Origin of the sequence: Leeuwenhoekiella sp. LLG6367-2.1 (genome assembly GCF_045055775.1) — a bacterium.
GTDB classification, from domain to species: domain Bacteria; phylum Bacteroidota; class Bacteroidia; order Flavobacteriales; family Flavobacteriaceae; genus Leeuwenhoekiella; species Leeuwenhoekiella aequorea.
This window is the reverse complement of sequence record NZ_CP159331.1, coordinates 3,361,011-3,386,635: the sequence shown is the minus strand read 5'-3', so window position 1 is coordinate 3,386,635 and position 25,625 is coordinate 3,361,011. Positions and strand designations below refer to the sequence as shown.

The 25,625-nt window shown below is 35.0% G+C and carries 17 protein-coding genes and 1 pseudogene; 7 read left to right on the top strand and 11 right to left on the bottom strand.

Going from position 1 to position 25,625, the window contains the following annotated elements:
* Nucleotides 1-513: 513 nt before the first annotated feature.
* From ABVM53_RS15085 to ABVM53_RS15065, 5 genes are all read right to left on the bottom strand, one after another.
* Nucleotides 514-3,300, bottom strand: a complete 2,787-nt coding sequence (locus tag ABVM53_RS15085; protein WP_405327734.1) for an alpha-amylase family glycosyl hydrolase — start codon at nucleotides 3,298-3,300, stop codon at nucleotides 514-516.
* A gap of 61 nt (nucleotides 3,301-3,361) precedes the next feature.
* Nucleotides 3,362-4,810 (bottom strand): SusE domain-containing protein, encoded by a 1,449-nt coding sequence (locus ABVM53_RS15080; protein WP_405327731.1) that lies wholly within the window; start codon nucleotides 4,808-4,810, stop codon nucleotides 3,362-3,364.
* A 5-nt stretch (nucleotides 4,811-4,815) separates the two neighbouring features.
* Nucleotides 4,816-5,886 carry a SusE domain-containing protein gene (locus ABVM53_RS15075; protein WP_405327728.1) on the bottom strand — a complete coding sequence of 357 codons (1,071 nt, stop codon included), beginning with the start codon at nucleotides 5,884-5,886 and terminating at the stop codon, nucleotides 4,816-4,818.
* A 19-nt stretch (nucleotides 5,887-5,905) separates the two neighbouring features.
* On the bottom strand, nucleotides 5,906-7,510 hold the full coding sequence (locus tag ABVM53_RS15070) for a RagB/SusD family nutrient uptake outer membrane protein (RefSeq protein ID WP_371456688.1): 1,605 nt from the start codon (nucleotides 7,508-7,510) through the stop codon (nucleotides 5,906-5,908).
* Nucleotides 7,511-7,520: 10 nt separating this feature from the next.
* A complete protein-coding gene (locus tag ABVM53_RS15065) occupies nucleotides 7,521-10,439 on the bottom strand; it encodes a SusC/RagA family TonB-linked outer membrane protein (protein ID WP_405327725.1) in 2,919 nt (972 codons plus the stop codon).
* Nucleotides 10,440-10,661: 222 nt separating this feature from the next.
* Between ABVM53_RS15065 and ABVM53_RS15060 the strand changes: the two genes are divergently transcribed.
* The 4 genes and pseudogenes from ABVM53_RS15060 to ABVM53_RS15045 all read left to right on the top strand — a co-directional run.
* Nucleotides 10,662-11,678, top strand: a complete 1,017-nt coding sequence (locus ABVM53_RS15060) for a LacI family DNA-binding transcriptional regulator (protein ID WP_405327722.1) — start codon at nucleotides 10,662-10,664, stop codon at nucleotides 11,676-11,678.
* Between the two features lie 65 nt (nucleotides 11,679-11,743).
* Nucleotides 11,744-13,627, top strand: a complete 1,884-nt coding sequence (locus ABVM53_RS15055) for an alpha-amylase family glycosyl hydrolase (RefSeq protein ID WP_405327719.1) — start codon at nucleotides 11,744-11,746, stop codon at nucleotides 13,625-13,627.
* Nucleotides 13,628-13,647: 20 nt separating this feature from the next.
* Complete coding sequence (locus ABVM53_RS15050) at nucleotides 13,648-15,381, top strand: FAD/NAD(P)-binding protein (RefSeq protein ID WP_405327716.1); 1,734 nt, start codon at nucleotides 13,648-13,650, stop codon at nucleotides 15,379-15,381.
* Between the two features lie 71 nt (nucleotides 15,382-15,452).
* Nucleotides 15,453-16,061 (top strand): annotated as a pseudogene (locus tag ABVM53_RS15045) (magnesium chelatase domain-containing protein); the annotation flags it as partial.
* A 69-nt stretch (nucleotides 16,062-16,130) separates the two neighbouring features.
* On the opposite strand, the gene ABVM53_RS15040 reads toward ABVM53_RS15045, so the two are convergent.
* The 3 genes from ABVM53_RS15040 to ABVM53_RS15030 all read right to left on the bottom strand — a co-directional run bounded on the left by ABVM53_RS15040 (nucleotide 16,131) and on the right by ABVM53_RS15030 (nucleotide 17,534).
* Nucleotides 16,131-16,319 carry a hypothetical protein gene (locus ABVM53_RS15040; RefSeq protein ID WP_405327713.1) on the bottom strand — a complete coding sequence of 63 codons (189 nt, stop codon included), beginning with the start codon at nucleotides 16,317-16,319 and terminating at the stop codon, nucleotides 16,131-16,133.
* Between the two features lie 3 nt (nucleotides 16,320-16,322).
* Nucleotides 16,323-16,478, bottom strand: coding sequence for a hypothetical protein (locus ABVM53_RS15035; protein WP_405327710.1), 156 nt, complete (start codon nucleotides 16,476-16,478; stop codon nucleotides 16,323-16,325).
* A gap of 420 nt (nucleotides 16,479-16,898) precedes the next feature.
* A complete protein-coding gene (locus tag ABVM53_RS15030) occupies nucleotides 16,899-17,534 on the bottom strand; it encodes a recombinase family protein (RefSeq protein ID WP_405327708.1) in 636 nt (211 codons plus the stop codon).
* A 462-nt stretch (nucleotides 17,535-17,996) separates the two neighbouring features.
* On the opposite strand from ABVM53_RS15030, the gene ABVM53_RS15025 reads away from it, so the two are divergent.
* Nucleotides 17,997-18,188, top strand: a complete 192-nt coding sequence (locus tag ABVM53_RS15025; protein ID WP_405327705.1) for a hypothetical protein — start codon at nucleotides 17,997-17,999, stop codon at nucleotides 18,186-18,188.
* Nucleotides 18,189-18,328: 140 nt separating this feature from the next.
* Here the strand turns inward: ABVM53_RS15025 and ABVM53_RS15020 are convergent, their stop codons facing one another.
* Both ABVM53_RS15020 and ABVM53_RS15015 read right to left on the bottom strand, forming a co-directional pair.
* Nucleotides 18,329-20,941, bottom strand: coding sequence for a hypothetical protein (locus ABVM53_RS15020; protein WP_405327702.1), 2,613 nt, complete (start codon nucleotides 20,939-20,941; stop codon nucleotides 18,329-18,331).
* A 225-nt stretch (nucleotides 20,942-21,166) separates the two neighbouring features.
* A complete protein-coding gene (locus tag ABVM53_RS15015; protein WP_405327699.1) occupies nucleotides 21,167-21,451 on the bottom strand; it encodes a hypothetical protein in 285 nt (94 codons plus the stop codon).
* Between the two features lie 243 nt (nucleotides 21,452-21,694).
* On the opposite strand from ABVM53_RS15015, the gene ABVM53_RS15010 reads away from it, so the two are divergent.
* Entirely contained in the window at nucleotides 21,695-22,009 is a 315-nt protein-coding gene (locus tag ABVM53_RS15010) for a hypothetical protein (RefSeq protein ID WP_405327696.1), read from the top strand.
* A 584-nt stretch (nucleotides 22,010-22,593) separates the two neighbouring features.
* The gene (locus ABVM53_RS15005; RefSeq protein ID WP_405327693.1) at nucleotides 22,594-24,084 is read left to right on the top strand and encodes an ATP-binding protein; all 1,491 of its coding nucleotides are present in this window, start codon (nucleotides 22,594-22,596) and stop codon (nucleotides 24,082-24,084) included.
* Between the two features lie 7 nt (nucleotides 24,085-24,091).
* Here ABVM53_RS15005 and ABVM53_RS15000 read toward each other — a convergent pair whose 3' ends face one another.
* Entirely contained in the window at nucleotides 24,092-25,609 is a 1,518-nt protein-coding gene (locus tag ABVM53_RS15000; RefSeq protein WP_405327690.1) for a tyrosine-type recombinase/integrase, read from the bottom strand.
* Nucleotides 25,610-25,625 lie beyond the last annotated feature (16 nt).

Here is a 25,625-nt window from a genome sequence, read left to right as displayed (position 1 = left end):
ATTGAATAATTCTTCAGAAACGTCATGTCATTTCAGCATTATATTAGGTAGAAACTGCGTACTATAAATAAATTAAAAAGCTATTAATAAGCTGATTAATAGTAATTTAAAAAAGAAAAACACCTTGCTTTCGCAAAGTGCCTTTCACCCCTAAATTATTAATGACATAGTAAATTTACAATTTACTTGAGAATATCCTTAGAGAATTTATAAGTAAATCGATTAAGTTTTTACAAGTATATAATTTTCAGATTTATCCAAAAAAGAAAAACACCTTGCTTGCGCAAAGTGCCTTTCACCCCTAAATCATTAATACATTTTAAATTTAATTCCCCTATTAATTAAATGAAAAACGGTATAAATCATTGATTAATACACTGTAAATCTATTTAAATGTATAGTTTCTCAAAAGGGGAAAAACACCTTTTTTAGAATACTGAATCATCGGAATTTCCTACAAAAGCTTTTTATTATCCTTATTAATAGAACCTTGATAAATAATGCAAGCAAATTTTAATTGATAATTAATTTAAGTGTTTGTTTCAATTCTCCACGTATTGTTTCTATTAAATATATTCCGGAGGTTAAATCATCAATTGGAACTTGTTTATTTTTTAAGTTTTTAAAATCAATGCTTTTTACAAGTGCACCATCCGTTGTGTAAATATGAAGATCATCTACATCTTGGCTTAATTTAAAGTAGGAGCTTGCCGGATTTGGAAATATAGCAATTTGGTTTGCAAAATTTTCGCTACTAGTACTTAAAGTTGCATTTGTATTTCCAAAAATTCTATATTCTCCAGCTTCTAAACGTATGGGAGTTGTTGTAGCCGTTACCTCATATTCTTCATTATTCATAAGGTTGTACCACATACCAGTTTCTTGAAATTGAGGATTGATATCTTGTGAGGTCATACTTAAATTTGCAAGTACTGTTACATAGTTGACTTCACCTTCAATTGCATTTTTATTAGATAAATGTATTTTTTTGACAAGATCTGTATTTCCGGTTTCTACTGTAAAATCAGTTGTTTCAAAAATAGGAAGTTGCTTTTTTAAAGCAATCATAGCAGCCCACGTGTTTCGTAATTTTATACGAGCATCGGTACTCAAGTAATTCCAACCTGTGGGTTTGGGGCTTAACTTGCAGCTATCATCACCAGGATTGCTTCCATCTTCGCAAGTAAAGATGCTTATGTCATATCCTAATTCGCCAAACTGCCAGATCATTTTAGGTCCCGGAATTGTGAAAAATACCGCTCCCGCAGCTTCCATACGTGCTAAGGCCGTATTTAGGTCTTTTGTATTATAAGAAGTCGTTGAATTCCCGAATGCTATATTTTTATACATTAAGCGCTCTTCATCGTGACTTTCCATATAGGTAACAGCAGCAGGATTATCAAATCCCTTTGCCTTGTACGATGCAGCATCAAAATTAGAATCGCTTGCATAACCCATAGTAGATTGATTGTACGCATTGGTATGTTTATTCCATAGCATTATTCCTTTTCCTTCGTTAAGGCGATAATCTGCCCATTGTTTTTCTTCAGATATGGTTCCCAGATGCTCAAAAATGATCATAAAATCTGAATCTAATTCCCATTGCATATCTGCATATTCTTTGAGAACATCTACACGATCTTGTTGATATGCATTTGTACAGGATTCGTCGGCAGCGGTACAATTTTGAGTAAAGCCTTTAGTCAAGTCCCAACGAAATCCATCCACTTTAAATTCCTCTATCCAGTATGATGCCGTACGCTTAACATAATTTTTTGTAGCGGTCTTAGAATGATTAAAATCATTAAAAACACTATAAGAATGAGTTGCGGTTTGATTAAAGAACGGACTATCTGCACTGGGTTGACCGCCAGTACCGCCATTACTTGTATTATACATTCTGTAGTACGGATTTTGTCCGCTTGCATGGTTGTAAACCACATCGATTATTACAGCGATTCCTTTTGCATGAGCTGCATCAATTAAAGCTTTGAATGCATTTCTGGTTCCATAATATTTATCTAACGCCATATGAAATGATGGATTATACCCCCAACTCGAATTACCATCAAATTCCTGAACAGGCATAAGCTCTAAAACATTAATACCCAATTCTGATAAGTAATCCAAACGATCTATGACACTTTGAAAATTTTGCTCAGTATCAAAATCACGAATCAGTACCTCATAAATCACCAGATCCTCGCGTTTTGCAGGTTTAAAATCTGTGATCTGCCATTGGTAATCCTCTTCATTTAGCTGAATATAGGATATCGCCTCTGAAGTTTTACCAGACGGATAAGCAGGTATGTTTTCAAACGTGGATGTCTTTATAAATTGATCATTAAATTCATCAAGAATAAGTGTAGAGTAGGGGTCTGCAACGCGCAGATTATACTCAACAACATATTGATACAATAAATGTTCTTTTGGGGTATTTGTAAGATCAATCGTTATCCAATGACGATCTGCTGTATCATCATAGTTCATTAAATACTTTGAGTCTAAGGTCCAGTTAGATTCATTAAAATTCCCTATTACATGAATAAATTCTTTTTCTGGAGCATAAAATACCAGAGTAGCTTCGTTTGGTTTAGACTTATCATAATTAAAACCATCTATCATTCCTTCAGGCATAGGTAATGCTTGAGGAACAGGTTTTACTAAAGTCGTAAAACTGCGCACCACAAGATTTGAAGTTCCTGTTTGGGTAACCTCTAGACGGTAATTAGTATTTAGTGTTGGGTTTGCTGTATATGTATAATTTTTTGTCGAGTTCGCTGAATTAAGAAGATTTCCATTAGCAAATAATCTAAAATCAGCCGTTACAGTAGAAGTTGCTATAATATTAAGATCAGAACCACTAGCAACACTAGAACTGGTTGTAGTGGGTGCAGTTAATGTAACATCAAAAGCACCTACTGATTTAATGAGATCGGTACTTTGCTGTGAACCATTTTGATTTTTTACTAATAACCCTATTCTGCTAATACCAGTATTTTTATAGAATTCTGTTGGTTTTAGAACATAAGAATAGGTACCATCACCATTATTTGTAAAGCGTGAAGATTCTGGAGAATTGCCAAAATCTGTGCCTATTGCCTCCGGATTATTAATTTGAGTTCCTGAAGAATCATAATGCCAAGTCCACAAATAAACTCCGGAAGTCCAGGAAACATTTGAGGCAGTTATTGTAATATTCTGATCTTCTGAAAAAGGCTCCGGACTCAGCGTGATAGTTTGAGCAAAAAAGGAAACTGGTAAAGCAAGGAAAAGAAGTACGAGTAGTTTTGTTTTCATTCTCAAATTTTTAAGATTAAAAAAGGCCGTGCAAGCACGGCCTTTATGGTTTTATTTTTTTTTATTCTACAGGAATAAAAATATATCCGGCGGTTAGATCATTAAACCAAATATCATACGTTCCTGCTGTAACAGGAATATTTGATGAAGAATTGAGAACTCCATAACCGCTTATTGTAGTAGTCGCTCCCCAGTTAACATCCCAAGAATCATTTGCTCTAAATTTAAATTCACCATCAAATAATTTCACATTCTTTGCATACCAGATATGAGGATCAAAAGTAGATTGTGTAAGGTTTGAATCTGGATCACTCCAGCCATCATCTCCACCAGTACGTGAAGAACCTATATAACCCATAGCTGGGTAAACCGTTGCAGCACTAGCATCATATGGAGCAATGCTATAAACACCCGTTTTTGTATTTATATCAAGTTTATAATAGCCGGTGGTAGGAACACTCAATACACCGGGTTCTTGACCTGAAGTTTCATTACTTACAAATGTATTATTTGTAACTCCCCACTGTGGTTGCCATTGTCCTGGCGTCTCTAATAATTTGAATGCAAAATCACCACCACCATTAAATTTAGCAGTATATGAATACACATTCTTGTTATTAGGATCTCTTATTATAGGTGCATTATTATTATTGTTTTCCCAATTTGCAGCCGTTGCGCTTCCTACTAAAAATAAATTAGTTACCGCTGTACTATAGGTAGTCACAGAAAATGCAACTGGTAGAGAAAGTCGTTCGTTTACTCCTGTATCACTAGTTATAGTAGCTCTTATTCGAGTTTCAAGATCAATAGAACTTTCTTCATCAGCGCCCAGTGATAACGCCAGCGCATTAAGCTGTGAGTTGGATAGGGTGAAAGCATTCAAATCTGTTACTTGCCCAATGGTCTGAACGTCTTCAAAATTTGTTTCTGCAACTGCCAGTTCTATGCTATAAACAACTGAAACCGCAGTACCTTCAGTAGAAAAATCGGTCCACATCATTTCAAGTGCTGTTGCATCAGGAGTTTCCCCATCTAAAACAATACTAAAATCAGCATCCGGATTAGTAATTACCGGAGCGGCTACAGCATAAGGCGTTATCGTATAACTTAGAGCTTCCGTAGATTGACTCTCAGAATTAATACGCACATAAACTGGAAATGCCTTATACGGCTCTGCTCCCGCGTCTAATAAAAGTGCGTTTAAGTTACTTACCGATATGGTAAAATTAGTATCCTCACTGGTACCTAGAGCGATCTCGTTAGTAAAACTTTCATCTGTCGCCATTACCACATTATACGTAGATGCGGCGTCTAGCTCCTCATTCCAGCTAATTGTAAAGGCTGCATTCTCTGGGTAAGAAGCGTTTAAAACTAAGTTTGAAAAATTGGTGCTATTTATCTCAAATGAACTTTGACCCTCTTCAAGAATAAGATCTTCAGTATTATCGCAGCCTATTAATGTAGCTAAAGCGAAAAGACTAAATAGTGACTTTTTTAATAGTGTGTTCATATTCTTTATTTTGAAAAGTTAAGTGGAATCATCGCGTAATCACCCGTGATATCATTAAACCATATTTCGTAATTATCTTTTACAGGTACCGGGATACTCACACCATCAACAACAGAAACTCCAGAAAACTCTGAAGAACCTCCGTATGTCGTACTTCCGTTTGCTAAAAATGTCACAGAACCTGCTTCTAATGGAGTAGAGCGTATGTACCAGATATGCGGATCAAAATCTAAAGCCGTTAATGAAGCTGAACTTCCCGCATTGCCATCAAGAGAAACCGATGTGAATGGAGCACCTACGTTAGGTACATCTGTAAGTGTAAAACTTCCTGTAGAAAAGTTTACAGTAAATTTTTGATACCCTTCTGAAGTAGAGCTAAAAACCGGAGGATCTGGATCATCATCTGTAGCTCTTAAAACCAATGTGCCGCCATCTTGACCATACTGTGGAGCCCACTGACCACGATTTGCTAAAATTTTGAAAGCATCTGCAAGAAATCTTCCTGTATAGGAGTACTCATTTTCGTTGAACGCATTTCTAAATAGAAGCGGGTTATTTTGATCATTGTTCCAGCCCGGAGCGGTTGCAGCACCTACTAAATAATAGTCGTCAAAAGGATATGAAAAGTACGGATTAATCATAATTTCAATAGGTTCAGAATAGCTTACATTAGAAGCCTGAGTACCTATAGACGATTTAATACGGATGAATGCCTGCTGCCATTCAAAAGGAACAAATCCTAAATCATTTGCGGTATTGTTTAAAGCACTTACTGAAATTGTAGCTTCGGTATTTGTAGTGCTTACAGCCGTAATTGGAGTTGTAAAGGTATCTTCAGTAGCAAATTCTACAACGTAGTTTACCAACGTAGGCAAACCATAGCTCGCCTTATTCCAACTAATGGTTACTGCGGGATTACCGGGATTGGTTTGATCTAAAGCAACCCGGTTTATATCTAATTCTGCAAGTAAAGGTGCATCTTCAACCGCCACGGTCAATTTTTCATCGTCTTCACTGCAACCAGTCATTATAACCAGCGCAATCAAGAGTGCACCATATTTAATTTTTGATATCATAGTTTGTATGTTTTAGTTTCTAGTAACCTGCGTTTTGTGTTAGGTTAGCATTAGAGGATAAACTTTGATTAGGTATGGGAAACAATTCTCTGAATTGAGGAATAGCTGTTCCTGTTTGGGGTCCTCCTTTGTAAGACCATAAATAAGAACTACCAGAATAAACTCCAAAGCGTATTAAGTCTTGTCTACGATGGCTTTCCCAATACAATTCTCTGGAGCGCTCATCTAATATAAAATCCAGAGTAAGTTGGCTCTGCGTAATATTTCCAGATGTATTTCCAAAAGCACGTTCTCTCAACTCATTAATGTAACCCAGCGCCTGAGCAGTAGAACCACCGCCACCTCTTAGAGTAGCCTCGGCATACATAAGAAGAACATCTGCATATCTAAATAGGGGATAGTCTGTATCTGTGAAAGTACGGTCACTTCCAAAACCTCCGGTTGAAGTTCTGTTTGAGAATTTTGTGATAATATAACCTTCTGCAGTATTTCCTACGTTATTTATTTCTTCAGTACGATCTGCAGTAATTAGTGTATTACGGCTGTCATTTCTGTAAAGTGGATTACTGGTAAATAATCTTGAGAATTCTGGACGAACTCTAAAAAGACCACCAAAACCAGTAGCATTTACACCCAGGCTCTCCCCGTTATTTTCAGGAACACCTACTTCACCTTGAATAATAATGGTTGTACCTCCGTAATTTTGAGTATTTGTACCGTCATTTGATATTGGGAAAATGATTTCGTTTTGAGCACCATTCGTATTGTTATCTGCCATAAAGTTGAACAAATAATTAGGTGTTAAACTATATCCACTTCCTATCAAAGTCTCACAAACAGTAATACAATCTGCATAACGGGCAGTACCTGTATAAACCTCAGCGTTTAAATATAATTTTGCAAGAAGCATATTTGCCACTCCCTGATCTACGCGTGCGTATTCATTTTGTCTTGCAGCAATAAGATCTGGTAATGCAGCAAGTAGTTCTGACTCAATAAAATTAAATAAATCTACACCTACTAGTTCTGGTACCTGATCAAAACCTACAGCATCATTTTCGGTAACTGAAGGAGCCTTGCCAAACATATCAAGTAAGTGATAATTAGCTAAAGCACGTAATACGCGTGCTTCTGCACGATAAGTTTGTATAGTTGCCGTTAGCTCTTCACTTTCGCCTCTACCGCTTAAAGCCTCTGTAGTGGTTTGTCTTAAAAACTCATTTGCTAATGCGATTTCGTAAGAAGCTCTTGCAAAAACCCCTAATATTAGCGGATTGTCTGAGCTCCAGGTATTGCGTTGCATACCACGAAGACCAGGATCATTTTCATACGTCCAGATAACCTCATCTGTAGATAAGTTTTGAAGGTTAAATAAACCACGAATATATTGTCCTGTACCGGCATCAAGACCAGCAATATTAGATCCTCCCGGATCACTTATACTTGTTAAACTTAAGTTTGCGTAAACACCTGCAAGCGCTTGCTTATAAGCTCCTTCGTTTTCAAAAAAGCCATCAGCTAAAAGCTCATCATCATCTTCTGGTGTTACATCTAAATCTGACTCGCAAGAAATGAATACTCCACCCAGGAGTAGCATTAATACGAATGTTCTTAATTGTAGCATATTTTTTATATTAAAATCCATAATTCAGTCCGAATAAGAAAGTGCGCCCTCTAGGGAAAATTGTATTGTCTACACCATTGTTAGTTATTTCTGGGTCAAGACCTGAGTAATCTGTAATTACAAACACGTTTTGAACACCTCCCCATAATCTTAAGGTACCTTTGCCCATTTTGTCTGCATCAAAGGTGTAACCTAGCGTAATGTTATCCATACGTAGAAAATCTGCATCTTCTAGGTAATAATCAGATAGTATAACATCTGGTGTATTTACAAAATTGGTTTCCAGCACCTGCGTAGGAACATTGTTTAATACCGTTCTAAAAACATTACCATATTGTGCATTACCAGAATTCACATTGTTATAGATGTCATTTCCAAAACTTGCTCGTAGATTAAAGCTGAAATCCCAATCCTTATAATTCATAGTAGATTGAAAACCCATTGTTACATCTGCACGACCATTGCCTGCGATGTATTTATCATCATCATTTAAAATACCGTCATTATTAACATCAACATAAGCACCTTCTATAGGAGCTCCTGCAGTATCGTATAATTGTCTATATACAAAGAATGAGTTAGGAGCAAAGCCTTCACGTTGAACTTGTATAGTATTACCCGTACCACCTGAAATACCTTGAGTCAAAATATCTTGTCCAAAGGCAAGTTTATTTATCTCACGGTCGATATACGTCGTGTTGTAATTAACATTCCAATTAAAATTGTCATTAGAAACGACATTGTAATCAATTACAAACTCAACACCCTGAGTCGTAAATTTTCCGATGTTCTGAAACCCTTGATTAGAAAAGTTTACCCCATCAGGTACCGGAGCTGATGATAATAAATCATTAGATTCTTTACGGAAAAAGTCTAAAGAACCACTAAGCTTTCCGTTGAAAAAGCCATAATCAATACCAGCATTGTATTCTGTAATTTCTTCCCATTTAATACCTGCATTTCTGAAGAAAGGCTGACCTATTGTATAGTATTGATCACCAAATAGATATTGAGATCTTGAATCACCCAATCCATAACGAGATAAATAATCATACTGTGAAGAAATATCCTGTTGACCGGTGATACCATAACCTAAACGTAGTTTTAAAGCACTTAAAGTTTCTGAATCTTTTAGAAAATCTTCATCAGAAATTTGCCAAGCACCAGATACTGCAGGGAAATATCCAAAACGCTCATCTGGACCAAAACGTGAAGTACCGTCGCGACGAATAGAAGCACTTAAAAAATATTTGCTTTGGTAATTAAAGTTACCACGTGCAAAATAGGCAAGTAAAACAACGTCTGGACTTATAGTGTTTTCTGGAGGAGCAGAGTTAGGATCACGAACGTTATTTGTTGTGAAATTTTCATTTTCAAATATTTGATAGGAATATCCTGCTGTAATTTCGGTATTAAAATCTCCAAAAGCTTTTGTATGCACTAAATACGCGTCAAATAAGCGGTTAGAAGATTTAAAATCGGTGTCAGAACGTTGTCCTAAGGTTTCACCTTCTTCCGCGTTAGTACCTAAAGCACTGTTGCGATCAACTTCATAAAAACGGTCTGAAGTACTCTCATCAAGACCCAGGTTTACGACTGCACGTAAAGGCTCATAAAAGGGTAGTTTATAATCTACTTTGAAGTTTCCGTAATAACGACGAACGCTAGCAATATCTTGGGTTTGCATTAGCTGGGCCACAGGATTACGAGGTACATTTCCTAATATAAGTCCGTTTGCTCCGGTATATTCATAAAACCCTCCGTATTGTGAATTGGGATCATAAATAGGTTGTGTAGGATTAAATTGTAAAGCGTTACCTTCTATACCCGGTGCAAATTGATTGCGCTCAAAGTTTAAGTTAGCATTGAAGTCAATTTTTAAATTTCCTTCAAAAAAACGTGGATTTAAAGATAGCGAAGTAGTAGTACGCTCAAACGATGAAGTTTTACGTAATCCTTCCTGGTCTGCATAACCTACAGAAAGTCGTGCAGGTAAATTGTCTGCCAGAGCACCACTTACAGATAAGTTGTGCTGTGAAGAAAATGCATCCCGGTAAATAGCATCTTGCCAGTCTGTATTTGCATTTCCTAATAAATCTACACGGTCGGGAAATCGCTCTGTTACTAAACTACGGAATTCTGCTGCGTTAAATACATCAATTTTATCGGTTAGACGTGATACACTTGCTTGGCTGTCAAAGCTTACTTTTAAGCCTTGCTTTCCTTTTTTAGTAGTAATAATAATAACGCCATTTGCACCACGGTTACCATAAATTGCCGCTGCAGAAGCATCTTTTAAAACCGAAAAAGATTCAATATCTGCAGGGTTGATAGAAGAAATAATAGAGCGGGTACCATTTGCAACATTGCTTACCGGTAAACCATCTATTACAATTAATGGATCGTTAGAAGCATTTAAAGAAGCACCACCACGTATTCTAATTTCAGAATTAGATCCCGGCGAACCTCCTGTGTTTACGGTTAAACCGGCAACCCTACCATTAAGTAAGTTTTCTGCCGTTACATTGTTACCTTTATTAAAATCATCTTCTCCTATAAGTGCTACAGACCCTGTAAGATCTTTCTTTGTGGTAGTACCATAACCTACAACAACTACAGCATCTAATTCTGAAGCATCTTCGGTGAGTGTGACATTTAATGTGCCCTGGCCGGTAAACGGTATCGTTTGCGTTCTAAAGCCGAGATAAGAAAAAGTAATTTTAGATCCTTGATTTACACCTGAGAGGGTATAATTTCCATCAAAATCTGTTGTTGTTCCATTGGTTGTACCATCTACTATAACATTAACACCGGGAACGGGTTGTTTAAGTGTGGCATCAACTACAGTTCCACTTATTACCGATTGCGCAATCGTTGTAATTGGCAATAAGAGTAAGAGAAAAAGCGTTCGTTTAAATAACATTTTCATAAAATAGTTTGAGTTGAGCTTTAATTTTTTTGAATAGAATTATCTTTAATTTGCTTGTTTAATGCAACAAACTTACCTAAAACGATAGGTTAATAGGGCATTGCTTAGTGTTAACTATACACACTCTAACGTTTTCGTGTTGATAAGTTTTTCGCAATTAAAAACCCTTGATTTTATCAAATAGTTAAATAAAGGGTCAAATTTGAAGTGCAGATTATTATAATGAAAAGAAAAATTACACTTAAAGACATAGCAAAAGAGCTCGACGTCTCTATATCTACCGTTTCTAAAGCGCTTAAAAACAGCAATGAAATAGGTTTTGATACCCGAGAAAAAGTTCAGGCGTTTGCAAAATTATACAACTATAAACCTAACAATATTGCCGTTAGTCTTCAAAATAGTCGAACAAAGCATATTGCCTTATTCATACCAGAAATTGTACATGATTTCTTTACAACTGTTCTTAAAGGAGTGGAAGAAGTAGCTCATAAGAATGGATACAATGTACTGGTATGTGTATCTAACGAATCTTTTGAGAAAGAAGTTTTAAGTATGGAGATGTTTGCACGTGGAGGAATTGTGGACGGATTTATTATTTCACTATCTAAAGAAACGCAGTTAAAGGAAGATTACAATCATTTAATAGAAATTGAAAATCAAGGGATGCCTTTGGTTATGATAGACAGAATTACAGATAAGGTAATATCAGATAAAGTGATTGTAGATGATATGCGCGGCTCTTATACTGCAATTAGTCATTTAATTAATCAGGGGCGCAAGCGTATCGCATTAATCACTACGGAAGATTACATTAGTGTGGGATCTCTTAGAAAAAAGGGATACAAAAAAGCACTGGCAGATCACGATATAGAACTTGATGAGCGTCTTATTTTGACTATAAATAATATAGAAGATTCAGATAAAGCGATCGAAAAGTTTATTAGAGAAACGACATTTGATGCGGTTATGGGTGTAAATGATGTATTTGCAGTAGTAGCTATGAAGGCTTTGCAAAATCAAGGAAGAAAAATACCCGAAGACGTTGCGATTATAGGCTTTTCTGATGGCAAATTACTTAAATATGCAGCGCCCACAATATCTGCGGTGAACCAGCACGGTGACGAGATGGGTAAAGCTGCAGCTCAAATGCTTATCGATCGTCTAGAAAGCGATAAAGAAGCTGAAAATTATAAAACAACTGTAATTACAACAACACTCATTGAAAGAGAATCTACTTAAAATATTAATTCATGTGTTTGATTCAGTAAATAGCTATTATTAAAAAATATTCAGATTATATTAAAATGATTAGAAACGCAGGACTGGTTATACTTATCTTAACCCTAATTTTAAGTTGTAAAACTGAAAGAAATACACAATCTAGCACCGCTATGAAATTAAAGAATACGCCTAAAAAAGAAGTTGTTTATCAAGTTTTTATCCGACTTTTTGGAAATACAAATACAACCAATAAACCCTGGGGAACTTTAGCCGAAAACGGAGTAGGGAAATTTGATGATTTTAGTAGTCTAGCCTTAAAACAAATTAAAGATTTAGGTGCCACTTACATCTGGTATACGGGAGTTCCGCATCACGCAGTTATAACAGATTATACGGCTTATGGTATTTCAAATGATGATCCTGATGTAGTAAAAGGTCGTGCCGGTTCGCCCTATGCGGTGAAAGATTATTATCAAGTAGATCCTGATATGGCTAATGATCCCGCAAAAAGAATGCAGGAGTTTGAAGCGCTTATTAAGCGTTCTCACGATGCTGGTCTAAAGGTTATAATTGATATTGTGCCTAATCACGTGGCTCGTAAATATGAAAGTTTGAATACTCCTGAGGGATTAATTCCCTTCGGAAAAAATGACGATACCTCAGTCGATTATAAACGAGATAATGATTTCTATTATATACCTAACACCGAGTTCAAAGTGCCAGAATGGCAAAATGGATACCTTCCTTTAGGTGGTGAATTATCTGATGCGTTAGATAATACATTTAAAGAATCTCCGGCAAAATGGACAGGCAATGGCAGTAGAGATGCTCAACCTCATCAAAATGACTGGTATGAGACTGTAAAAATTAATTATGGTGTATGGCCAGATGGTGGAATTGATTTTGAACCCTTACCTCAGGAGTCTTCACAATGGGAAATTAAAGAACATCAGGAATTTTGGACTGGAAAAGAGGTGCCTGCGAGTTGGGTTAAATTTAAAGATATAGCACTTTTCTGGACAAATAAAGGTGTTGACGGATTTCGATTTGATATGGCTGAAATGGTTCCTGTGGAGTTCTGGAGTTATATGAACTCTGCTATAAAAACCAAAAATCCCGATGCATTTCTTCTGGCTGAAGTTTATAATCCATCATTATATAGAGAGTATATTTTTAAAGGAAAAATGGATTATTTATATGACAAAGTGGAGCTGTATGATACCATAAAAAATATAATGCAAGGTCACGGAAGTACAGACCATATTGCACCAATTGTAGAGCATCAGAAGGACATTGCTGTAAATATGCTTCATTTCTTAGAAAATCATGATGAGCAACGTATAGCAAGTCCGGAGTTTGCAGGAAACGCAGAGAAAGGAAAACCGGCAATGGTCGTTTCTACATTATTATCCAGTTCGCCTACCATGATCTACTTTGGTCAGGAGCTGGGAGAACCGGCATCAGAAGATTTGGGTTTTGGCGATCCTTCGCGCACTTCAATTTTTGATTATGGTAGTGTTCCTTCTGTTGTACGCTGGGTAAATGATAAAAAGTTTGATGGTGGAAAATCTTCAACGTCAGAACTTGAATTACGTGATTTTTACAAGCGTTTACTGAATTTCAGTACCCAGAATTATGCAATTACCGGGGAGTATGCAGATATTCACGCACATAATAGACAAAATACAGAGTGGTATAATGATAAAGTTTATTCATTTGTTCGCTGGTCTGATACTGAAAAATTAATTGTTGTAACCAATTTTGATGCGCAAGACACATTTGGATTCGAATTGCAACTTCCGGAATCAATAATAAAAAAATGGAACCTCTCTAATGGAAAATACCAGGTTATTGATCAGTTGTATGGCAACCAAGAAGGAGAATTAAATATTTATGAAGGAAAAGCGGAGTTGAGAGTAGATATAAAACCCCTACAATCATTTATTTTTAAAGTTATTCAAAGTTAGATTTGTATTAATAATCTACTATGTCAAAAACGCTAAAGGTTGCAATAATAGGAGTAGGTCCCCGAGGTCTGGCTGCTTTAGAAGCATTATTTTTAGCAAAAGAAGAATACAAATCAAGTGTATCTATACAGGTAATACTATTTGAAGATTTCAAATTTCCCGGTGCAGGTCCTATATGGAATCCTGATCAGGTTATTACAAATCTATCTAATGTAAGTGAGCGTCATTTATTCTCAAGTTTAAAAGGTAGAAAAGAAATTGATTATAACGGAATTTACATTCCGGGATTTCCATCTTATGCGGAGTGGAGTCAATCTGAAGCACAAATTAATAAATCTAACATAGACTATTTTCCGCCCCGCGCCACATTAGGTATGTATCTCTATGAGCGCTTTGAGTCCATTAAAAGGAGCTTGGTTTCAACCGGAAGTCTTACTCATATCGAGCAAAAAGTTGTTAAGGTGAGCCCCTTTGAAAATCAATGTAAGATTATAGACGTTAAAAATTGCGTTCATATCGTTGATGAAGTTGTGCTAACTGTGGGACACCAGAATACCCAATTGACAAATCAGCTAGAAAAATGGAAATGGCATGCATCCGAAAATAAAAGTTTAAAGTTATTTGAAGATCCTTATCCGGTAGGAGCATTAGAAACTTCAGTAATAAATACAAATTCGATTATTGCATTAAGAGGTTTTGGTCTTACCATGATTGATCAATTACGTGCATTAACAATAGGATTTGGTGGTGAATTTGTAGAAGATTCTGATTCTGAGTTAAGATATATTCCGTCAGAAAAAGGTCCGAAGAAAATTCTGGTATTTTCATTAGATGGTTTACCGCCGGTTCCAAAACCTTTAACTGCTGAAATAGATAATTGGTTCAAACCAACAGAAAATGAATATAAAGCTTTTCGTAATTCCTTAGATACCGCCTTAAAGGAAAAACAAAATCTAAAAAATGCAACATTCTTTATAGATGCTCTTGCCACTCTTAATAGCTCTGTTTACAGAAGGCTTGGGTATAGATCACGTCAAGATAATTCTGATAAAATTTCACTACAAACGCTTACTAGAGATCTTATAAACAATTCACAATTATCGCATATACTCATAACCGATTTAACCTTACCAGCATCAGAACAAATGCAACTCTTCGTGAATATGGCAGTTGGCAACCAAGAGATTAGTTTAGATTATTGTCTAGGACAAGTGTGGCGTTATGTTTTAGGAGTAATTTATAAAGACTACACCTATCTCGATATCAATGAGGAAGTTTTAGTAGAAATTGTACAGCTTATTGAAGCCAGCAAGCGATATTCTTATGGACCACCTGTGTTAAGTTTGCAGCAACTAATTGCAGTGCACAAAGCCGGAGTTTTGGATTTAAATTATGTGTTAGATCCTAAAATAAAGTTACATCCTGATGGTTGGGAATTATACAAAAAGAACAAAACCTGCATTGCAGATACATTGGTAAATTCTGTAGTAGATCCTCCGCAGTTAACCGCCGTCACTAGCAAAATAATCACAAGTTTATTAGCTGATCTTCACGTAAACCCTGTTGGACATAAATTGGGTTTACATACTTTGAAAGATGGCAGACTTTACCGGGAAACTGGTGAAATTATCGAGCATATAGCTTTTTTGGGAAGATTAGCTAAAGGTAGCGTTATTGGGGTAGATGATCTTATTGAATGTTTTGGTAAACCGGTGAGTCGATGGGCAAGCGGTATTTTTGACAGATTGAAATAATCGCTATAAATCTCATTATCAAGGGTTAAGTTTCTAAGAAAAGTTTATTTTTAGAAATCTAACTTAAAATTATGTTAACTAAAGTTTACGGTTCGGCCGTTTTTGGCGTTGAAGCCACTACAATTACTGTTGAGGTAAATATTGATAAAGGGATAGGATATCATCTTGTGGGACTTCCAGATAATGCAATTAAAGAAAGTAATTACCGAATAGCAGCAGCCCTTCAAAACAATAATTTCAAAATTCCGGGAAAGAAAATTACGCTGAATATGGCACCGGCAGATATGCGCAAGGAGGGTAGTGCATATGATCTTACGTTAGCAATAGGGATTTTAGCCGCCAGCGGACAAATTAATGCCGAAAATCTCGATGAATATATTATAATGGGCGAACTCTCTCTGGATGGTAGTTTACAACCTATTCGAGGCGCCTTACCAATAGCAATAAAAGCACAGGAAGAAGGTTTTAAAAAATTTTTACTACCCAGTCAAAATGCTCGTGAGGCAGGAATAGTAAAAGACATAGAAGTATATGGCATAGATTCAATTTCACAGGTAATTGATCACTTTGATAATGGTGCAGAACTCGAGCGAACCTATGTAGATACGCGGAATGAATTTTTTAATGCCTTAGAGCATCCCGATTTTGATTTCGCTGATGTAAAAGGTCTAGTATCTATTTAGTTAATGTGTTATATTATAGATTTTTATAAATATTTTTTGTTATAGTGTACAACAATTGTACATTTCTTAGCTATTTAATTCTTCTTTTATACGGTTTAGGTCTTCTATTACATTTAAAGAAGTACCATCTAGGAAAACAATATTAGTAACGTTTATTCCATCCCTATGTAAAACAGAACTCATACTTTTTATACTGGTAATTATATAGGTATGCTTTTTGTCTAATCCTTGTGGTGTTAAGTCAATAGTTTTCATAAATTATCTTCTATATGAATTATCGCGACCCTCTTCACAAAGTTCTCTGGCTTCACTCCTTGACATACCATCTTCAACAAGATTATCAATACAGCTATCCATTTTACCTCTACAAGAGGTAAGTAAAACTAAAAGTAAGCAAACACCTAAATATTTCATTTTTTTGATTTTAGAAAGTTAAAATACAATAATAAATTGATAAAATAATTTGTTTGTTCGGTATCTATGTAGGGAGCATCCCTAGTAAATGGGTTTATTATATACCCTTAGATATCTAGCTTGCATATCTTGCACCCCCTACGCCCATAACTGTAAGATATTCTTGATAATGCACCCCAAGTTATCAATATGTTGTTCAGACCTTACTAATTTCCCCTCGTTGTTAATATACTCTTGTATAAGTATTCTACAATCAAAAGTTTGCTGACCTGTTGAGACCCCAATACTTGGAGAATCTCTTTTAATCGCAACACAATTAAATTTGTGATTATTCATTATATTAATTTTAAAGTTGATACAAATATAATCATTTATTTATCACTATCGATTTTAGTTATATAAATAAATATTTAAATAGCCTTAAGCTATTGTTTGTATATCTGTTAATGCTTTTTTGACCTTTTGTACGGTTGCAGGACTTACCTTGGCTGCTTCGGCTGTAAGTCTTATGCTATTTCCTTGCTTCAAATATTTGATAACGGTCTTATGCTTGGCTAAAAAATCTTTAGTGTCCTCAACGCTACCGCGAACACGCCCTTTGTAAGTACCTTTGGCTTTTGCTATCGCTATACCTTCTTTTTGACGTTCCAGCATCGTTTCGCGCTCCATCTCTGCCACGTTAGCCATTACGCTTACGATTAACTTGAATGTGCTGTTAGGTTTACCATCTACTAAACTAGTAATTCCTAAATTCTCGACCATTAGGTTAACCCCGTTGTTAGTGAAGTAGTTAACAGTATTGAGAACATCCAACAAATTACGTCCTAGTCTATCTATACTACTAACTGTAATGTAATCAACCTCATTGTTAGCGATTGCATACATTAGCTTAATTGCCTGTGGACGTTCACCAAATGGAACTGAACCACTTATAACATCATTATACAGGGTGTCACCCTCGTTAGCTTTTGCTAATTGTCTTTCTAGCTTCTGGTTTGCTGTTGAGATTCGGTTGTAACGTGCTTTCATTCCCTGTACTGTTTTTGATTGAGACAAATATAATATATTATCTTTTACTGTACTAATTTTGGGATATACTTGATTAGCACACTTCAATCTTAGAAAAACCGTTAAAATAAAATATAATAATGTACCATAAATAGACCATAATCTAAATGTGGTACAAACTAAAAGCATACCATCTACGCACATATGTAAGAATCATACATCATTCAATTTTTAAAACCTTTTACATTTACTCAATAATCATATTAACGATTTCTGTTTATGTCTGGCTAACTCTAAAAAACTGTGTCACAACGTATATGTTTTCTATTGGTTAGATTGCATAGAATCTTATAGAAGTCAATAATAACGGGACTTGTAGCGTTGTCCTTTTTTATTTTGAACTCAAAAGGTAGTTTTGATTTATAACTTAGTAAAGGATGTCAAAACCTGTACTTTGGTAGGATTGAGTAATAGGGTAATTTGGTTTTTGTATTAGAAATAGTTGGTATTATGAATAAGGTATTAGATTTTTTTGGTGGTGGTGGTGGTCTGTTGATAGTTGTTTTTTTTACAATATCAGGTTTTCTATTTAGCACATTTATTATGCTTTTGATATGTAATAAACTCAATACAAATAAAACAGTTAAACAAATGGAAAAACTTCTTAAAGCTGTTAGTCGTAATAATAACCCCCGTCCTTAGTTTTATTCTCTATACATACCATTTCTTAGGACGTGGGTAATTTTAATTATACAATCTCAATGTTTACAGAACTTAACAACGTTTAATACATTTTATCTGTGGTGTCAATCCCCGTAAACCAACACCAAAAGAATGTATTACTATATATGCCAGTTGGGTATCAATACACCTTCATTAACTGCTAAATTCGTTGTCAATCCCTTATAATCACTACTGTCATTAAATATCTCAACGTGGTATCTGTACCCGTTAACCTCGGTTGGTAACTCTAGGTGGTTATCCTCAATCAACTCCAACGGCATAATGATGGCATCGTGAAAACGGTAGGACTTGACAGGTAGAATACTCTGGTAATTCTGCATTAACTTCTTTTCATTTAACGTCATAACCTCATAAAATGCTCCCTTTTCTGTATTTGCTGTCAACCTTGCCAATTGTTCAGCCTGCTCTGTTGTGTAACCACAATCGATATAAAAACGTTTGGCATCACAAACTCTAAGCTTATGATTGTTCAGAGTTGCGTTGTATAAAGTCTTAGCTTCATTCCTACTAATCCCCCTTATACGCATTAAGTTCTGGTACACACTTAAACCTATATCAGTACCTAAAATTTGGTTTACAATTTGAGGGTTAGCACTTGTTAGGTCAACTGCAATGGTCTTAACTGGTATTATACATCTTAATGCCTTGGGTAACTGTGTTAGGGGGGTGTACTCTCTGTTCTTAGTTTCCGTTTTTATACCAACTTTGCCGTTAGTCAAAAGGAACACCAAACCGTTTAGCATCTTATTTTTAATTACCGTTCTGGTGTTATGATTAACATATTCGCCCGTTTCGTCAAGTTCCCTAAAAATCTTGATTGAAACCGTTTTTAACCAGTTAACCTCTTCTAGTTGAAGTTGGATATCTAAGCCAATTAAATTGCCAGTAATTAAATTCTGTACATTTCGTACACGGTGGGATTTATCGTTAACCAATGGCTTATACAGGTCGGAATTGTAAAAAACCTCGTATAACTTAATCTCACGTTCTATCACATCGGGAAGGATGTTATTTGAAACCTTATGACAGGAATACAGGTATTGCCAGTCGGTTGGGATTTGTGATCCGATAGGATCACAACTACCAACGCTCTCATATATCCGTTTTGCCGTGGCTAGTTGTTGGGTTGTTAACTGTTCAAATAAGTACTCTGTGTCTGTGTTTGCTCTTAGGTATAAATTAACCGACTTGTAAAACTCGTTAGGTCTAACTCTGGTACTATTCAACTTATCAATTAAAACTGTTGCCCTTGTGGTCTTTAATATATAAGCGGTCAGGTACTCAAAGCAAAGCTTATGGTTGTAACTCCCATTATCTTTGGTCTTAAGATTATATTTAATACGGTTGTATGATTTTAGTAACTCAATAGAATCCAGTTCCAACAAGTTTCTTAAACGTTCTGCGAAGGTTGCACCTGCAATACGTCTAAAGCTTGTCGGCTGTTCAACCTCGTAATCACTTACATTAAATCCATAACCCTGTAAAGTGCTTCTAAATACCGAATCATTATATAATTGGTAATCCATAATCTTATATAAACAAGGCTCTAACAATAAACCACGATTAACGTACAATTGCGGTGTAATCTGCTCTATACCTTCAACCTCGTATGAGTAGGTTGCCCCATGGGCAACCGTTGTGTAATAACTAACGGTTGATTGGTACAGCTCGTAAGCTTTATTTATCTCATTCAAGGACTTAGGGTAATACTCATTACTCATCTGTATATTCACAAATAATGCATCGTGAACAGATTTCCGACAACGCCCGTAGCATTGTACCGCATCATTAACGCTAATCTTAAACGCATCGTTCAGTTGGTCGCTAACTATACAGATACTGCAATCCCTATCTATATCAAACCCTGCATAGTAGGTACTACTTAATAAAAGAACGTCAATATCTACATAATCTAAATCCTCAACTACATCCCCACGTTTAAACGGCTTCAATTTGGTATTTAATGTTTTTCCCGTCAAATTGGCTACTCTCAAATCCCTAAAATCCTTGTGAATATTGATATTATTAGAGAATACAACCACTAAACGCCCCTTAGAAACCTCATCATAAACGAACTGCTTAACGTGGTTACGTTTGGTTGTAATCTGTATTGGTTTCTGTTCCTGGTCTGCTCTGGTAAGTTTGAAAAATACCACATCTTTATCCTGTGGCACATCTATATTCTTAAAATTGGGTGTTGCTGTGGATAGCTTAAAGTGTGCTATCCATTCATTCCAAACCAACTCCAAAAATACACCCATAACAGAACGATACTCACTCTGTACTGTGTATGCATTAAACTCGTCTAAAAAAATTGGTATGTTAACCAGTAGCTTATATAAGTCTGCCTTACGTTCCTTAATAACTGCTATCTGGTCGGGAGTACAGTTTATAATTATATTCTGTTTGTCGTCTTCTGTATTATTTAAGTAGGTATAAACCTCATCCCAATTATTAGCCGACTGGCTGTAAATGAAGCATTGCTTATCGCTGTTATAGTTCCCGTTCTTCTTGCTCTCAATCATCCCAACGTTAGGACTAATTATAAGACAGTTTCCGTGTGTGTAGTTAAGTAGAGCAGTAGTACACCCAATGCCTGTAGAACCCTTAATTATGTAGGTATTTCGTGAAAAATCGGTAATAGCTTCTAAGGCTTCACCATTTACATATCTACCATTAAATTCAACTTCATTAATCTCATATTCAAACATTTATAAGTTCGAATTCGGAGCAAATGCAACAAGAAAACCCTTGATTTTTCGGGTATTATTTACTATACTTGTTAGGAGGTTTGCCCTCATTCTGCACCCCGTTACTCTATGCTAACGGCTTTAACTTGGGTGCAGATTATTTATAGGTGAGAAGTCTGGGTAGTTATGGAAGTTTGCGCTTTTGGCTACCTTTTCTTTTGCCCTTATCTCTAGGCAGTTTTAGTATTAGTTTACTTGAACTATATACTTAGAATAAAGCGTTTTAAGACGTTTAAACGTGTTGTATCGACCACTTGTACTATTACTGTATTCGGGTGTACCATATTCGCCCGAAATAGGCTGTATTAGGTTTACCCACCTTGTCTTTATATGCTTGAAAGCTTCCTTAACATCCTCATAGTGATTGAGGAAGATTAACAACGTAAACATATCTTTTCGTTCCTGTAGGGTTAGGTTATTCCATTCCGTGTTTATTCCATACTTGGTCGTGTCATTCATTAAATAAATCATTCTTTTCTTTTTTTATAAATTTTATTATCGTATACAACAATTATAGTATATGTTCCAAAGAAAGTCAAGTATAATTACTATTATTTATTCACTTTTATCATATTATTATTAAATATACGTATATATTAACAATAACATAATTAATTTTATGTTTTTCAATTTTTAATAGCTTACTTGTTAATAAGATTTTTTTAGAATATAGGAATAATACCATAATATTGTAATGATTCCAATTACTATATTATGAATGATGAAAAAGAAATAATTGATGACTCTTATATTGAACAGCTTATTGATGCTGCTTATATTGGCGGTAATGGTCGATTTATGGAGGTAAGTGATACAGGTAAGAACTTTGCCAGATTAGAGGGTGGCACATATAGTTATAGAAGTCCTAAGACCTTCGGAGTTGTAAAGCAATTTGAAGGTGTTGAGTTGAGAAGATTAAAAAAGATATTTATGGGGTTGATAAGTCGGTACAATTACTTTAAGATAAAGGAATATCAATACAGCTATCGCGGTGGTGAGTGGCATAGAACTTATGATTTGGGCAAATAGATAATCGTCAAAATCAGTACCTAAATGCCGTCACGTGTACGGGTAAATACACCTACTTAATTTTTAATGTTATGGTTATCAATATTATAAACGATATTTACACCACCCTAACCCCCTGTAGTTAGTTTCTCTCTAGTAAATGATTTAACGCGGTAACCTTTCTTACTATTCCATTATTACCATTAATTATATATAAAGTTAATGTGGTATTTAAATTTTTTACAAAATTTTTGAGATATTTATAGTAAAAAGAAATATGATTATTAGAATGACAATAAGCCAGTATGCCAGATTACATCATTTATTTGGTTTTAGGCATACTGTAAATGTGAAGGGTAAGGAATTGGCTAATCAATTAAGGAGGATTTACGATGTACACCAAACGAAATAAAAACGAGCCGACGTACTATAAGGATAGGGGAGATAGCCGTTTAGTATTGCTCTCAACTCTTAAAGGTAGGATTATAGTTTTTGTCGTAATAGCTATACTATTGATTTGAGGTTATCTGGTAGAATAGATTTTATTTATTTCCTATATGTATGTTAAATCTGATTAGTGCATATTTGCTAATTAAATTTAGAGAATGAAACAAGTTAACCTGCTCTCGGTTTTTAACGCTTATAAAAAATTAACAGACGCTGTCTACGGAAAATATTTTAATTATTTAGGTTTTGAGATAAAAGTTAATGAGCTTAAATGTCTGGAATCTCTACTTCCAAACCTTCTGAATGACTATTACGATATATTAAATTTAAATAATTTCTATGTTGGTTTTAAGATACCTCAAATAAGTAAAGAATTTGACTTATTGAGGGTTGGAACTAAATACGTCATTAATATTGAGTTAAAAAGTAGGAATACTGGAGAAAAAATGCTAACCCAGTTAGAAAGGAATAAATATTATCTAAATTCTCTAGGTCTAGAAGTTTTTAATTTTACATATGTTTCTAGTGAAAATACTTTATATAGGTTAGGGGATTATTCTTTACTAGAGCCAATCAATTTTAGCATATTAAAGAAACTTCTTAACGAACAAGAAATAGGTAATATTGATAATATAGGTTCATTGTTTAATCCTTCAAATTACTTAGTATCTCCCTTTAATTCTACTGAACGTTTTGTGAATGGCGAATATTTTTTAACAAATCAGCAGGAAGAATTTAAAAAAACAATTTTAGCTTTATTTGGTTCAGCTAATGAAAGTTTCGTGTCCATATGTGGAAAAGCAGGAACTGGTAAAACTTTACTAACATATGACATTGCTAAAGAATTTTTAAATTACGGGCAGAAAGTTTTGTTCATTCATTGCGGTAAATTAAACAATGGTCATCAGATTTTAAGCGAAAATTATAAATGGGAAATACTAGCCGCTAAGTATTTGAAATTAGAACGGGATTATTCTGAGTATTCATTAATTGTTATTGATGAAGCACAAAGAATTTATCCAAATCAACTCGAATACGTAATAAATAAAATTAAACAAGCTAAACTCAATTGTATCTTTTCCTTTGATAATGAGCAATGGTTAAGACGTTGGGAAGCTAGTAATAATATAAGTGAAAGAATACAGAATCTTACAGCGTCAACAGTTTGTAATTTAACTGATAAAATTCGGACAAATAAGGAAATAGCATCTTTTATTACCGCTTTTTTTGATAGGGCTGCACCAATTTATACTTTTAATAGAGAGAATATTGAGCTTCACTTTTTTTCATCTCACCAAGCCGCTAGGGTTTATTTAGAGTATCTAAAACCATTTGATTGGACTGTAATTAATTATACCCCTGATAGTAGAATTACTTATCCGTATGAGAAGTTTGCAATCGGTGGTGCAGATAATACACACGAAATACTAGGGCAGGAATATGATAAAGTTGTTGCAGTCATTGATAGTCATTTCTATTATAATGATAAAAATCAGTTATCCACTAAAGGATATGAGAGCAGACCTTATTATCACCCTTCTAAAATGCTCTTCCAGATAATGACACGAACTAGAAATGAATTATGTCTAATTATTATTGAAAATCAAGAAGTTTTCAATAGATGTTTGTCAATAATAAATAATAAATAATAAAATCTCAATTGAAGGTATTACTTAACACCTCATTTATATCCAGTAGCTTGTTATTTGGTAATTGCTGTATGTATGCTTGAGTGGTTGCTATATGGCTATGACCTAATGACTGGCTAACTGCTACTAAATCTGCGTTATTATTGAGTAGTAGCTGTGTGTAGGTGTGTCGTGCTACGTGGCTAGTTAAATTAGTTGCAATATCACATTGTTCAGCAATTTTCTTTAGGATTTGGTTATAGTAGGAGCGTGACCCAGTAAGACTTGTATACTGCTTATCTGTTAGGTCTGCACCGTCTTTATAGTAGCTAAACTCATCATTATCTAGGAAGTGGAAAACAAACTTTGACGGGTCGGCAACTTCCGTAATTGTATGGATGTACAGATTGTAAATGTCGGCTTCAATATTCTTAATAGTCGTTTGAAGGGTTGCTAATCTTTCATTTATAGAGCCGCGTTCGATAAGCTTTTCAAATTCCGTGCTAGTGGCTTGTATACCTGCATTCTCATTATACTTAATTGTAATATCATTTACCCATTTTTTAGATTTTTGAGTTTCAAGTTCCTTTTCGGTTTTCTTCAAATTAATTAGCCTTATCTCTCTTTTACGTTCTAAAGACTGTATTTTATCACTAAACGTATTATCTAATTTAGATAGTCTGCTATTAAGCATTTTTAAAGCTATTAGAGTTAATCTAAGCCGCATTTTCTTCTTAGTCTTATATTGTGTGTACTCCATTATTAAAGACCCTTCCACGCTCTTGAAATCACCCCAACGTAACAACTGAACATCAGAACACCGTAAACCTTGGGTGAACAGTTGGAACAGGAATATATCTCTAAATTCTTCTATACATACACCTAGATTATTATATCTTACTTTTCTGTGGTCTACAAATTTATCTTTAGCAATTAATCTGCTAACCTCATCTTGTGTAAGTGTCTTGTTGGCGGTCTGTGTGTATTTCATTTTTAACAACGCAAACGGGTCGTTTGTATAGTTTACTAAACCAGACTTTACCGCTTTGTTAATTATGCTTTTAAAGCTCTTTAGATTGTAGTTTGCTGTGTTAATGGCACTTCCACAATTTCTTATGTATGTATGGAATCCGTTAACGTATTGAGGTGTAAGTTGTGATAACCTCAAATCTCTGTGTCCTTCTGTTTTTAAATAAGCTTTAAACCTATTCCGAATATCAATATATTTCAACCTTGTACCATTGTTTAAAGTAGTTGAAATAACCTCATCATAAAAATCTAAGATTGTCTTACTTGTTGTCTTTAATGCTTGGGTGGGGGTGTCGTGTTTGGCTAAATCCCTTAACACATCCTGTATTTTTTCGTTTATGGCATCCGCGTTACTTTCAGATTTACTAACACGTTGTTTGTCGTCTAACCAGTTCTTACCACTAATTTTAATACCTAGGGTCTTAAACGTGGTCTTACGGTTTTCAATCACCCTAATTTTTAAATACCCATCTTTATCGTCCTTGTTAACTGGTCGGTAAACTATCTTAATACTCATCGTACAACCTTTAGAT